Source organism: Gordonia sp. p3-SID1431, from assembly GCF_025143765.1.
In the GTDB taxonomy this organism is placed as follows: domain Bacteria; phylum Actinomycetota; class Actinomycetes; order Mycobacteriales; family Mycobacteriaceae; genus Gordonia; species Gordonia hongkongensis.
Genome location: NZ_JAMBDT010000135.1, coordinates 1 through 10,900, shown reverse-complemented (window position 1 = coordinate 10,900; position 10,900 = coordinate 1). Strand labels below are relative to the sequence as shown.

Here is a 10,900-nt window from a genome sequence, read left to right as displayed (position 1 = left end):
GTTTGCGGGTTCGGCCGCCGGTCCGGTAACGGCACCGGCGCACGGGTAGTCTTCGCGCGTGACCAACTCGCCATACCAGCCGGGGGACCCGCGATTCGGGCCACAACCGCAACCCGGGCAGTACCCGCCGAACGGCGGGTATCCGCCACCGAATCAGCCCTACGGTGCTCCGCCACCGAATCAGGGGCCTTACGGTGCGCCGCAGCCGTACCCGGGTCCGATGCCGGGCGGGATGTACCCGCCCGGGGCGCCGTTCCCGCCGCCACCGAAGAAGAAGCGCACCGGTCTGTGGGTCGCGCTGGGAATCGTCGGGGTGCTGCTCTTGATCGTGATCGCCGGTGGCGTGGCGCGGGTGCTGGTGTCGTCGGCGCAGGGAGGTGGGGTCACCGACACCAGTGACGTCGACGCCGGCGAGTGCATCGTCGTGACGGCGGAGCCGGAGACCCTCAAGGCCGACGAGGTGTCCTGCGGCGACACCGACTTCCACTACCTCGTCGCGGAGAAGTCCATCACGCAAGGACTCTGCGGTCCCAACTACTCGCGCTACTGGGTCGCGGGCGAGGAGGGCGCGCTCTGTCTGGCGCCGGTGTACCAGGAGGGCCGTTGTTACTACATTCCGTCGGCGACCGGTGGTACCGCGCTCGCCGACATTCGTGAGATCGACTGCGGGTCGCCGGTTTCCGGCGGAACGAACATCCGCGTGGACACCAAGGCTGCGGGGGAGCCCCAATGTCCCGACTCGGACGGGACCTACTTCGCGCAGAAACCGCGCCCCGTCGGGTATTGCTTCAGCGTGATCGAGTGACGATGGCGCACCGCGGGGTCTGAGCCGCGATGTGCGCGGGCTCGCCGCAAAGAAGAACTCCCACCGGCGGATTCGCCGGTGGGAGTTCTCAGTATGGTCGGGCTCAGAAGGCCGCTTCGTCGAGTTCCATGATGTCATTGTCGATGTTCTCGACGGTGACGCGGACCGAGGTGAGCAGCGGGAGCATGTTCTTCGCGAAGAAGCTCGCCACGGCGACCTTGCCCTCGTAGAAGGACTTGTCGGCGTCGGAGGCCCCGTTGTCGAGAGCTGCGAGGGCGACCTCGGCCTGGCGGAGGAGCAGCCAGCCGATGAGCAGGTCGCCGACGGCCATCAGGAAGCGGACCGAACCGAGTCCGACCTTGTACAGCTCGGCCGAGTTCTCCTGTGCCGCCATCAGATCGTTGGTCAGCGAGGCAGCCATCGCCTGCACGTCGTCGAGCGCCGTCTTCAGCAGTGCCCGCTCGGTCTTCAGCCGGCCGTTGCCCGCCTCGGAGTCGATGAAGCTCTGGATCTGTCCGGCGACATGCGCGAGAGCCTGGCCCTTGTCGCGGATGATCTTGCGGAAGAAGAAGTCCTGGGCCTGGATCGCCGTGGTGCCCTCGTACAGCGAGTCGATCTTCGAGTCACGGATGTACTGCTCGATCGGGTAGTCCTGGAGGAATCCCGACCCGCCGAGCGTCTGCAGCGACTCGTGACCGAGGGTGCCGTAGGCGCGCTCGGAGCCGACGCCCTTGACGATCGGGAGCAGCAGATCGTTCACGCGGTGGGCCATGTCGGGATCGGCGCCGGACACGATCTTCGCGGCGGCGGTGTCCTGGTGCGACGCGGTGTAGAGGTAGATCGCGCGCAGACCTTCGGCGTAGGCCTTCTGGGTCATCAGCGAACGACGCACATCGGGGTGGTGGGTGATCGACACGCGCGGTGCGGCCTTGTCGGTCATCTGGGTCATGTCCGCACCCTGGATGCGCTCCTTGGCGTACTCGAGCGCGTTCAGGTAACCGGTCGACAGAGTCGAGATGGCCTTGGTGCCCACCATCATTCGCGCGTGCTCGATGACCTCGAACATCTGCGCGATGCCCTTGTGGACGTCGCCGACGAGCCAGCCCTTGGCGGGGGTGCCGTGCTGTCCGAAGGTGACCTCACAGGTGGCGGACGCCTTGATGCCCATCTTGTGCTCGACGTTGGTGACGAAGACGCCGTTGCGCTCGCCGAGTTCGCCGGTCTCGAAGTCGAAGTGGTACTTGGGCACGAAGAACAGCGACAGACCCTTGGTGCCCGGGCCGGCGCCTTCGGGGCGGGCGAGCACCAGGTGGAAGATGTTCTCGGTCATGTCCTGATCGGCCGAGGTGATGAATCGCTTCACACCGTCGATGTGCCAGGAACCGTCTTCCTGCTGCACGGCCTTGGTGCGTCCGGCACCTACGTCGGAACCGGCGTCGGGCTCGGTCAGCACCATGGTGGCGCCCCAGCCGCGCTCGGAGCAGATGGCAGCCCACTTCTTCTGCTCGTCGGTGCCGTTGTTGTAGAAGATGTTCGCGAAGCCCGCGCCGGCGGCGTACATGAACACGGGCGGGTTGGCGCCGAGGATCATCTCGCCGATGGCCCAGTACAGCGAACGCGGGGCGGGGAGGCCGCCGAGTTCCTCGACGATGCCGATCTTGTCCCAGCCGCCCTCGACCAGGGCGTTGTACGACTTCTTGAACGACTCGGGGATCGTGACGGTGTGCTCGTCGGGGTCGAAGACCGGGGGATTGCGGTCGGCGTCGACGAAGGACTCGGCGATCGGGCCCTCGGCCAGCGCACGGACCTCGCGCAGCATGTCGACGGCTGTCTCGTGGTCGAGGTCCCCGAAGTCGCCGGACTCCAGTACCTTGTCGAGCTCGAACAGTTCGAAGAGATTGAACTGCAGGTCGCGCATGTTGCTCTTGTAATGGCCCATGGTTGTTCCTTGTCTGGTGTGGCCGTCTGCGATGGCGTCCTCGACCCGGTCCGATCGCTCACGGTTGTGCGCGTACCGGCCGGATGAGGGGCTGTTCGGTCCGAGCTATGTTACTCGCCGGTAACCCTAGAATAGCCCCATATCCCCGCCGGATCAATCAGAAGATGTGTGATCTGCGCCGGTTGGCGCACCCGGAGCGCCGAGAAATCCGCAACGCCGGCGCAGGAACCGCGAGTACGTTCCAATGAACGAATGCGCAGACTGGTGATCGGACCCGCACGTGTCGGTGCGACAGGTTTCGTGAGCGTCGTGATCTCGATCGTCGCCCTGGCCGCCGGACTTCTGGTGGCTGTCGCCCCGGCAGACGCCGCGGCGACGCCCTCGTGGGACGGCGTGTATTCGTTGAAGCGGTTCGCCGCCTCGAAGACCGGAACGAGCCTCGCGGCCCGGCAGGCGGAGCCGGACTTCTCCGACGACTACACCTTCAGGACATCGTGCGACGGCGGTACGTGCGTGGCGACGGTGATCGACGGGCCGAAACCCGCGAATCCGACGCTGCCGCAGCCGCCGCGCTACACCTGGGAGGCAGGATCCTGGGTGCATCGCTATGACTGGGAATGGGACTGCTGGCAGGGCGCGGGTGTGCCCAAGGTGTGGCGCCCGGCGACGTCGATCGCGACTTACACCCCGCAGGGCGACGGCACGCTGAAGGGCGTGTGGCGGACCACGATCGACGGCGGGCCCTGCGACGGGACGGTCGTCATGAACGTCGCCGCATACCCGGTGACTCCGCCGGCGCCCGCCTGGAATCTGTCGTGATCGACGTCTTATAGCGCCGAGCGCAGGTACTCGAGATCGTCGGGGATGCCGTCGCCGGGTGTCTCCAGGATGACCGGTGCGCCCGCCGCCTCGGCGACCGCGACGAGCACCTCGGGGTCAATGTGGCCCGACGCGAGGTTGGCGTGACGGTCGCGGCCCGAGTCGAACTCGTCGCGAGAGTTGTTGAGGTGCACGAGATCGATCCGGCCGGTGATCTGACGGACGCGCTCGACGAGTCCGACGAGATCCTCGCCGCCGGCCCAGGCGTGGCAGGTGTCGAGGCAGAAGCCGGCCTGGTCGAAGTCGCCGACGGCCTCCCATAGACGGTCGATGGACTCGAGCGTGCGTGCCATCGCGTGGTCGCCGCCCGCGGTGTTCTCGATGAGGATCGGGACGCCGAAACCGCCCTTGTCGGCCTGGCGGTCGAACAGCTTGCGCCAGTTCGCGAATCCCTCGGCGCTGTCCTCCCCGTCGCGCAGATGCCCGCCGTGGACGACGAGCCCGAAGGCGCCGAGTTCGGCGGCGGCCGCGGCCTGCTGCTCGACGGCCTTGCGCGACGGCATCCGCAGCCGGTTGTTCAGACTGGCGACGTTGATCTGGTAGCTCGAGTGCACGACGACGTCGATGTCGGACTCACGGAACTCCGCCGCGCGCGGGTTCGGCTGCGGCTTCTTCCAGCTCTGAGGGTCCGTGACGAACATCTGGAAGACATCGATCCCGAGCTCGGCGGCAGTGGCCAAGGGGTCGGCGTCCTCGCGAAGATGGGCTCCGATGCGCATGCGACAACGATAGTGGCCCGCCCCGACACGCGGACGCCCCCGTCGTCGTCGATCACGGGGACACGCCGGGGCGGTCACCTCCATCGTCCAACCGGCTCTCCGCGGCGACGGGAGATCAGTCGCCCAGACAGGGCTCGGTCTCGATGGTGATCGGGACCCCGGGTGCGATGAGGAGTCGACACGGTGCCGCGCTGTCGTGATAGAGGTTCAGCCACTCGTGACCGCGGGTTCCGTCGGCGTACACCGCGTCGAGGGTGCGGTTGAGACGGGCCTCCGCCTCCTTGTTGATGATGTAGCGCTGGTCGCCGTAGCGCAGGTAGCGATTGGGCACCGAGACCTCCTTCAGGGGATCGACGCCCTCCAGTGTGATCCACAACACCCTGATCGGCGAGGCGTCCGGCGAAAACCGCTGGCGGAGACCGTTCGCCCCGGGTTGCGGCATCGGAAATGCTCAAATCCGACATGCCTGGCCGTCGGCTTGGCTCGCGAACAACAGATGACCATTACACTGACGGCAGTTTAAGTGGGTGGTTGCCCTGCGGGGTGTGACGGGCGGGGTTGTGTCGGGTGAGTGTCGACGAGACGGTGGGCGTCCCGCAGCCGGGCAGATCCTCCAAGCGCAACGAGCGCGAGAGCACCGAGACGACCACCTCCGACACCAAGGACTCCGTGGTGGCCACCGGTCGTGAGGACACCGACCGCGACGACACCGGACGCGCGGGTGTGGAACCGATCCTCGACGACCTTGCCGCCGCCGCCGAGATGGAAGCCGATCCCGAGAGCCGTCGCGATCTGACGATGGTCCGGCGCATCGCGATCGGCGCCTGGATCGTGCTGATGGCGGTGCACGTCGCCCTCTACGGTCTGGCCTTCGACCGCACGCGCCTGATCATCCTGATGTGTCTGGGACTCGCGGCCGCCTGTATCGGCCGGCGCAAGTTCATCACGATCCTCATCGACTGGGCGCCGTTCGCGCTGATCCTGATCCTCTACGACTGGACCCGGGACGTCGCGCGCATCGTCGACATGCCCACCCACTGGCATCTGGCGATCGATTTCGACGCTTGGCTGACCGGCGGGGTCAATCCCACGGCCTGGCTGCAGGAGCACCTCAAGCAGGCGAGTCCGCCCTGGTGGGAGGTCATCGTCAGCATCGTCTACATGTCGTACTTCATCATCCCGTACGCGGTCGCGGCCGTGTTGTGGCTGAAGGACCGCGCCGCCTGGCGACGCTACGCGGCGTGTTTCGTGGCGACGACCTTCCTCGCCCTGGTCGGGTACACCCTCGTCCCGGGCGCCCCGCCGTGGGCCGCCGCGCGATGCACCGCGGCCGAGGTCCAGGACTTCCCGCGCGACCCGATCTGCATGTACTCGCCTGAGGCCAAGGAACCCGGCGGTCTGCTCGGGCCGCTGGACAACGAGTACCCGGACGCCAACCCCTACGTCGAACGGATCTCGGCTCGCGGTTGGGGTTACCTCAACATCCACGCGGCGTCGAACCTCGTCGAGGTCGGGCAGGGCAAGTCCAACCTGGTCGCCGCGATCCCGTCGCTGCACGCGGGTCTGACGATGCTCCTCGCGCTCTTCATGTGGCCGCGGGTGAAGGCGCTCGGCAAGACACTGTTCATGGGCTACGCCCTCGCTATGGCGTTCGCCCTGGTGTACACCGCCGAGCATTACATCTTCGACATCGTGCTCGGGTGGCTGCTGGCCGCCGCGGTGATCGCGACCTACCAGATCATCGACCGCAAGATCTTGCTCCCGCGACAACGACGCCGAGCCGCCGAGGAAGCAGCGGCGGATTCGGGAGACGATCGGCGTCCCGACGACGCCAGGGCGTCGACGACGGCATCCTGATCTCGTAACCTGGCACCGTGAGCAGCCGCCGCAGAACCGGTCGTGGCGCCCTCGTCTGGCGCCGCGCACTCGTTCTCGTACTCGCTCTCGCCGTGATGCTCATGCACACGGTGGTGTCGGGTCATGGCGGGCCTTCCGGTGGCGAGAGCGGGATGTCGCACCATGCCGAGCATTCGACGCTCTCCGCATCGTCGACGCTGACGTCCGCCCCGGAGATGACCGGAACCGACGACTGCGGTGAGCACTCGCACGACTGCGTCTTCATCCGTGCGGCGGGCGTCGATCTCCCGGCCGTGGTTCTCGTTCTCCTGCTCTGGTCGCTTGCGGCGCTTCCGCGGATCGTCGACACCGCTCGCCGCCGTACGACGATCCTGGGTCGTCCGCCGCCGTGGGCCATGTACTCCCATCTGCAACTACAGGTGATCCGCTGCTGAGTTGACCTCCGCGGACCGCTCGGTCCGTCGTGTCGTCATCTCTCCTCCCTCTCGGCCGGCGTCGCGCCCGCCGGGAACTCCGACAGCAGCAAGGAATGCACTCATGTACGTACACAACACATCTCGGCGCCGTATTCGGACGGCGTCAGGGGTCGGCCTGGCCGCGGCGGCACTCATCGCGGTCGCCGGTTGCTCACCCGACGAAACGGCGAGCGACGCCACCTCCGCCAACACCTCGGCATCGGTGGCGACGCAAGCTCCGGCGTCGGCCACTCACAACGAGGCCGACGTCGAGTTCACCTCGACGATGATCGGACACCATGACCAGGCCGTGGAGATGGCCGAACTCGTCGAGGGCCGGACGGACAATGCGGAGCTGATCGCCCTCGCGTCGACGATCGAGAAGGCCCAGGACGCCGAGATCGAGCAGATGGAGAACCGTCTGGAGAGTTGGGGAGTCAGTACCGACGGCCTCGACGACGGCCACGAGAACATGGGCCACGGTGGTCACTCCGCGATGCCGGGCATGCTCAGCCCAGACCAGATGACCGCCTTGCGGGACGCACGCGGTCCCGAGTTCGACCGGCTCTGGCTCGAGGGCATGATCCGGCACCACGAGGGCGCCATCGCGATGGCCGATGCGGTACTCGCCGACGGCGTCGACCCCGCGACGAAAACCCTTGCCCTAGAGGTCAAGCGGACCCAGCAGGCCGAGATCGACCAGATGAAGGGGATGCTCGGCCAGAGCTGAGCACCAACAGAAGGCGCCGGGGCGGTTGGGTCCGGAAACGGACGTCAACCGCCCCGACGTGTCGGCGGGTCACCTACCGACAGGCGCAGGACGAGTTTCGTAGCGATTTCGAGTTAGGACCGTAACTGTCCTAACTCGACGACACACTCGGATCATGAGTGAAACCGAATCGACAGCAGGACAACCCGATCAGGCCATCATCACCGACTACGACGATCCGAACGCGCCGTGGAACCAGGCGTGGGATCAAGAGGGTGGCATCGCCAACTGGAACGATGATGTGATCAAGGAGTTTCGGGAGAACGCGGGCAAGGTGGGCGGCGCTTACGCGGGCGCGGACCTCATCCTGCTCACCACCACCGGGGCCAAGCGCGGAAAGCCGCACACGGTTCCACTGGGGCCCTGTTACCGCGACGACACCATGTACGTGAGCTCGTTCATCGAGGACAAGTACCCGGCATGGTGGTACAACATCAGGGCGAATCCACAGGTCATGATCGAGTTCCGAAACAATACGCATCAGGGGACCGGCAAGGTGCTCGAAGGCGAGGACTACGACGAGTTCGCAGCCTGGGTGCTGGCCAACAACCCACTGCTGGCGGACTTCCAGTCCAAGGTCGACCGCCCCATCCCGCTGGTCGTGCTCACCATCGCCGCCAGTTGATCATCGGCAGCCTCGGGGCAATCGCCCCGAGGCAGTGGTCGAGATCAGCCGCGCCGCAGCGGCAGACGCATGAGGTACACCTGATAGCCGATGGAGACCGAGTAGGTGAAGTAGAGGGTGCTGCCCTTCGACCACGGGTGGATGTACGGCGCGTAACCCGTGTACGGGTCCACCGAAGGTGCGACGATCTCACCGGAAGTCCATGGGCCCCAGGGGTTGTCGGCGGTGCGCAGCGTCACGCCGACGTCCTGGCTCGCCAACGAGATGTACTTGCCCAGATAGTCGTTCCACTGGACCGACATCTCGCCCGTCGGGGCGCCCATCACCGGGGTGGCGGCGTCGGGGTTGTTCGGAACCCAACGGCCGTACGAGAAGTACTGCCACTTGCCGAGATTCTCGATGTCCTTCTCGTCGACGCGCGCGAGGTAGACACCGCCCCAGCGGCCGTCGGGTGTGCCGTAGTAGTAGACGGTCTTGCCGACCTTCAGGAAGGCGCCCATCTGGAACTTCTTGTTGCCGCCGCCATTGGGGCGGAACGCACCGACCGAGCGCCAGTTCTCGCCGTTGTCGGTGGAGGAGACGAGGCCCGCCCAGTTGGTGGTCCAGATGCCGGGCGAATCCCACCGTTTGACCGACATCACGGTCATGTACTGCTTGCCGTTGGCGGCCACGCCGGCGGTCGGGATGATCGTGATCTCGCGGCGGACGTTCGGCTTGAGCAGGCGCTTGGCATGACCCGGCCGGCCGGCGTGCGAGGTGAACGTCATGCCGTCGGCCAGGTGGCGGTCCGTGCTGCGCAGCAGGACGTTGGACCGCCAGTAGTAGAGCTCGCCGTACAGGAGGGACCACCCGTTGAACGACTGGGTGTCACCGAACGCCGTGAGGATCTCACCTCGGCCGTTGTCCCACATGACACCGAGATCGGTACCGACAATGTTGAACCGTCCGATGGTGTCGTTCATCGCGAACGGCCCCGTCAATCGGTTGACGATGGTCGCCGGACCGTTGGCGTAGCGGGCGGCGTGGGCGGGGGAGGCGGCCAGGGTCGTCGTCAGGGCCAGAGCGAGCAAGGTGACGACAAGACCCAGGAAAAGCCGTGCGAGGCGCCGTGTCATGGCCGTGACCTTATCAAGACCTGAGAGATATGTGTGAGGTCCGCTACGGTGCCCGACCACCGCGAACAGTCGTGTCGAACTCAGGCTTCGCGATAGCGCTCCGAGGTGTCCACGGTGGTGAAGTCGATCTGCGCGGCGGCATTGTTCACCGCGGTCACGAGCGCGGTCCCGAACATGCCGTCGGCGTCGTAGAGTCCCGCGTTGCTGACCGAGACGCCGTCGTCCTCGATGTGGACGTCGGCCTCGACCCCGACCCGCTCACCCGACGGCAGACGGCTCAGGGCGACGGTCAGATCGCAGTTGATGAATCCGATGCCGGTGGTGCCCCAGTTCGACACCAGGCTCGCGGATTCGGCGCTGACGACCGCCCGCTGGAACGGGGTGAGCTTCTCGCCCGCCACGATGGGTGCGGCCCGCGACCACATCCGTTTGCGGTGCCCGTTCTGGTGATTGCCCATGTCGCGCTCCCATTCGCCGACGGTGTCGTCTGCGGCATCGGAGGCGAACCGGGGGGACAGGTCGTCGTCGGAGGCGGTCTCGGGTGGGTGGAAGGTGACCGCGTCCGCGGGGCGATGCCACCGCTGCCCGGGCGGGTTGGTCGAGGTGCGCAGGAACACCGTCGTGCCGCGCGCGACGAGCACCTCATCTGCGCCTTCGGGGTGTTGGACCACGTCGACGTCGACGACCCGGATTCGTCCGCCCGACCGGACGATTCGGACCCGTGTCGAGGTGACGATGTCGCGCGCGGCCTTGAAGAGGTCGATGGTGCACCGGGCGGGAACGAAGTCATCATCACCGAACTCGGTCTCGACCGCCCGCGCGGCGAGGCCGCACACCGCCGGACCGTTCAGGGTGCCGGGCGCCCACAGGCTGGCGGCGAAGGGTGTCGGCCGGTATCGGAGACCGGCGTCGGGCCGGCCGGTGTCGGAGATCGGCTCGAAGAACGCGATGTTGGTCATCGTTACTTGTTACCCCGCTGTTCATCTGCGTCGGCGATGCGGTCGGGTTTGTGCCGCTCCTGAGCGAATAGCGCGCCGGATCCTGCTGTGCCGGATAACCTCCCACCATGACTTTCGCCACGGTGTACACCAAGCACTTCCCCGACGAACTGGTCGGTGCCGTCCGCACGGCACTCATCATCACGTCGATCGTCGGCATCGTGATCGGGGTCATCGCGATCCTGTGGCCGGGGCCGACCATCGTCGTCCTCGCCATCCTGTTCGCGATCTCGCTGATCATCGCCGGCATCTTCCGCATCTATCAGGCCTTCGCGGCGTCGTTCCTGAGCACCGGGGTCCGGGTGATGCTCGGCATCGTCGGCGCGATCGTGCTGCTGGCCGGCGTGATCGCGCTGTTCAGTCCCGGCGACGCCGTGTGGTTGCTCGCGGTGTTCATCGGCATCGGCTGGATCTTCCAGGGAGTCGCCGACCTGTACGCCGCGATCACCAAGTCCGGGCACGCGCCCACCTGGTTCCTGATCCTCTCCGGCATCATCGCGATCATCGCGGGCATCGTGATGATGGTGTTGCCCGCGTTCTCGCTCGAGGTGCTGGCCTGGGTCGGCGGCATCATGCTCGTCGCGCTGTCGATCGCCACGCTGCTCACGCTGCCCAAGAAGGTCGAGCAGCCGGCCGCCGGGGAGCCCGCGGTCTGACCCGGAACACTCGTGAGCGTCACTGCTCTGCTCCCTGAGCTGAGGAGCGTGCTTGCGAGCGTCACGAAGGGTCTTCGCAACTC

Annotated in this window: 12 protein-coding genes; 7 read left to right on the top strand and 5 right to left on the bottom strand. The window is 66.5% G+C overall.

Features of this window, described 5'->3' with window-relative positions; translation table 11 throughout:
- Nucleotides 1–58 precede the first annotated feature (58 nt).
- Nucleotides 59–805, top strand: a complete 747-nt coding sequence (locus M4D77_RS22030) for a hypothetical protein (protein WP_226511758.1) — start codon at nucleotides 59–61, stop codon at nucleotides 803–805.
- A gap of 103 nt (nucleotides 806–908) precedes the next feature.
- On the opposite strand, the gene M4D77_RS22025 is transcribed toward M4D77_RS22030, so the two are convergent.
- Nucleotides 909–2,744 carry an acyl-CoA dehydrogenase gene (locus tag M4D77_RS22025; protein ID WP_137809642.1) on the bottom strand — a complete coding sequence of 612 codons (1,836 nt, stop codon included), beginning with the start codon at nucleotides 2,742–2,744 and terminating at the stop codon, nucleotides 909–911.
- Between the two features lie 252 nt (nucleotides 2,745–2,996).
- Here M4D77_RS22025 and M4D77_RS22020 point away from each other — a divergent pair, with 252 nt between their 5' ends.
- The gene (locus tag M4D77_RS22020; protein ID WP_165629459.1) at nucleotides 2,997–3,563 is read left to right on the top strand and encodes a hypothetical protein; all 567 of its coding nucleotides are present in this window, start codon (nucleotides 2,997–2,999) and stop codon (nucleotides 3,561–3,563) included.
- A gap of 8 nt (nucleotides 3,564–3,571) precedes the next feature.
- Here the strand turns inward: M4D77_RS22020 and M4D77_RS22015 are convergent, their stop codons facing one another.
- Nucleotides 3,572–4,342: a deoxyribonuclease IV gene (locus M4D77_RS22015; RefSeq protein WP_068971224.1), complete on the bottom strand. Its 771-nt coding sequence runs from the start codon at nucleotides 4,340–4,342 to the stop codon at nucleotides 3,572–3,574.
- Between the two features lie 115 nt (nucleotides 4,343–4,457).
- Complete coding sequence (locus tag M4D77_RS22010; RefSeq protein WP_058252309.1) at nucleotides 4,458–4,673, bottom strand: hypothetical protein; 216 nt, start codon at nucleotides 4,671–4,673, stop codon at nucleotides 4,458–4,460.
- A gap of 236 nt (nucleotides 4,674–4,909) precedes the next feature.
- Between M4D77_RS22010 and M4D77_RS22005 the strand changes: the two genes are divergently transcribed.
- The 4 genes from M4D77_RS22005 to M4D77_RS21990 all read left to right on the top strand — a co-directional run bounded on the left by M4D77_RS22005 (nucleotide 4,910) and on the right by M4D77_RS21990 (nucleotide 8,048).
- Nucleotides 4,910–6,199 carry a phosphatase PAP2 family protein gene (locus tag M4D77_RS22005; RefSeq protein ID WP_374100796.1) on the top strand — a complete coding sequence of 430 codons (1,290 nt, stop codon included), beginning with the start codon at nucleotides 4,910–4,912 and terminating at the stop codon, nucleotides 6,197–6,199.
- Between the two features lie 17 nt (nucleotides 6,200–6,216).
- The gene (locus M4D77_RS22000; RefSeq protein WP_259937400.1) at nucleotides 6,217–6,633 is read left to right on the top strand and encodes a hypothetical protein; all 417 of its coding nucleotides are present in this window, start codon (nucleotides 6,217–6,219) and stop codon (nucleotides 6,631–6,633) included.
- Nucleotides 6,634–6,736: 103 nt separating this feature from the next.
- Nucleotides 6,737–7,384: a DUF305 domain-containing protein gene (locus M4D77_RS21995; RefSeq protein ID WP_159371591.1), complete on the top strand. Its 648-nt coding sequence runs from the start codon at nucleotides 6,737–6,739 to the stop codon at nucleotides 7,382–7,384.
- Between the two features lie 154 nt (nucleotides 7,385–7,538).
- The gene (locus tag M4D77_RS21990) at nucleotides 7,539–8,048 is read left to right on the top strand and encodes a nitroreductase family deazaflavin-dependent oxidoreductase (RefSeq protein WP_259937399.1); all 510 of its coding nucleotides are present in this window, start codon (nucleotides 7,539–7,541) and stop codon (nucleotides 8,046–8,048) included.
- Nucleotides 8,049–8,092: 44 nt separating this feature from the next.
- On the opposite strand, the gene M4D77_RS21985 is transcribed toward M4D77_RS21990, so the two are convergent.
- Nucleotides 8,093–9,163 carry a DUF4185 domain-containing protein gene (locus M4D77_RS21985; protein WP_058252206.1) on the bottom strand — a complete coding sequence of 357 codons (1,071 nt, stop codon included), beginning with the start codon at nucleotides 9,161–9,163 and terminating at the stop codon, nucleotides 8,093–8,095.
- An 80-nt stretch (nucleotides 9,164–9,243) separates the two neighbouring features.
- On the bottom strand, nucleotides 9,244–10,122 hold the full coding sequence (locus M4D77_RS21980; RefSeq protein WP_259937397.1) for a thioesterase family protein: 879 nt from the start codon (nucleotides 10,120–10,122) through the stop codon (nucleotides 9,244–9,246).
- A gap of 107 nt (nucleotides 10,123–10,229) precedes the next feature.
- Here M4D77_RS21980 and M4D77_RS21975 point away from each other — a divergent pair, with 107 nt between their 5' ends.
- Nucleotides 10,230–10,817 (top strand): HdeD family acid-resistance protein, encoded by a 588-nt coding sequence (locus tag M4D77_RS21975; RefSeq protein ID WP_137809645.1) that lies wholly within the window; start codon nucleotides 10,230–10,232, stop codon nucleotides 10,815–10,817.
- Nucleotides 10,818–10,900 lie beyond the last annotated feature (83 nt).

Coding starts and splice junctions, on each gene's coding strand:
- M4D77_RS22025 (WP_137809642.1), bottom strand. CDS start 2,744: ATGGGCCATTACAAGAGCAACATGCGCGACCTGCAGTTCAATCTCTTC.
- M4D77_RS22020 (WP_165629459.1), top strand. CDS start 2,997: ATGCGCAGACTGGTGATCGGACCCGCACGTGTCGGTGCGACAGGTTTC.
- M4D77_RS22015 (WP_068971224.1), bottom strand. CDS start 4,342: ATGCGCATCGGAGCCCATCTTCGCGAGGACGCCGACCCCTTGGCCACT.
- M4D77_RS21995 (WP_159371591.1), top strand. CDS start 6,737: ATGTACGTACACAACACATCTCGGCGCCGTATTCGGACGGCGTCAGGG.
- M4D77_RS21990 (WP_259937399.1), top strand. CDS start 7,539: ATGAGTGAAACCGAATCGACAGCAGGACAACCCGATCAGGCCATCATC.
- M4D77_RS21985 (WP_058252206.1), bottom strand. CDS start 9,163: ATGACACGGCGCCTCGCACGGCTTTTCCTGGGTCTTGTCGTCACCTTG.
- M4D77_RS21980 (WP_259937397.1), bottom strand. CDS start 10,122: ATGACCAACATCGCGTTCTTCGAGCCGATCTCCGACACCGGCCGGCCC.
- M4D77_RS21975 (WP_137809645.1), top strand. CDS start 10,230: ATGACTTTCGCCACGGTGTACACCAAGCACTTCCCCGACGAACTGGTC.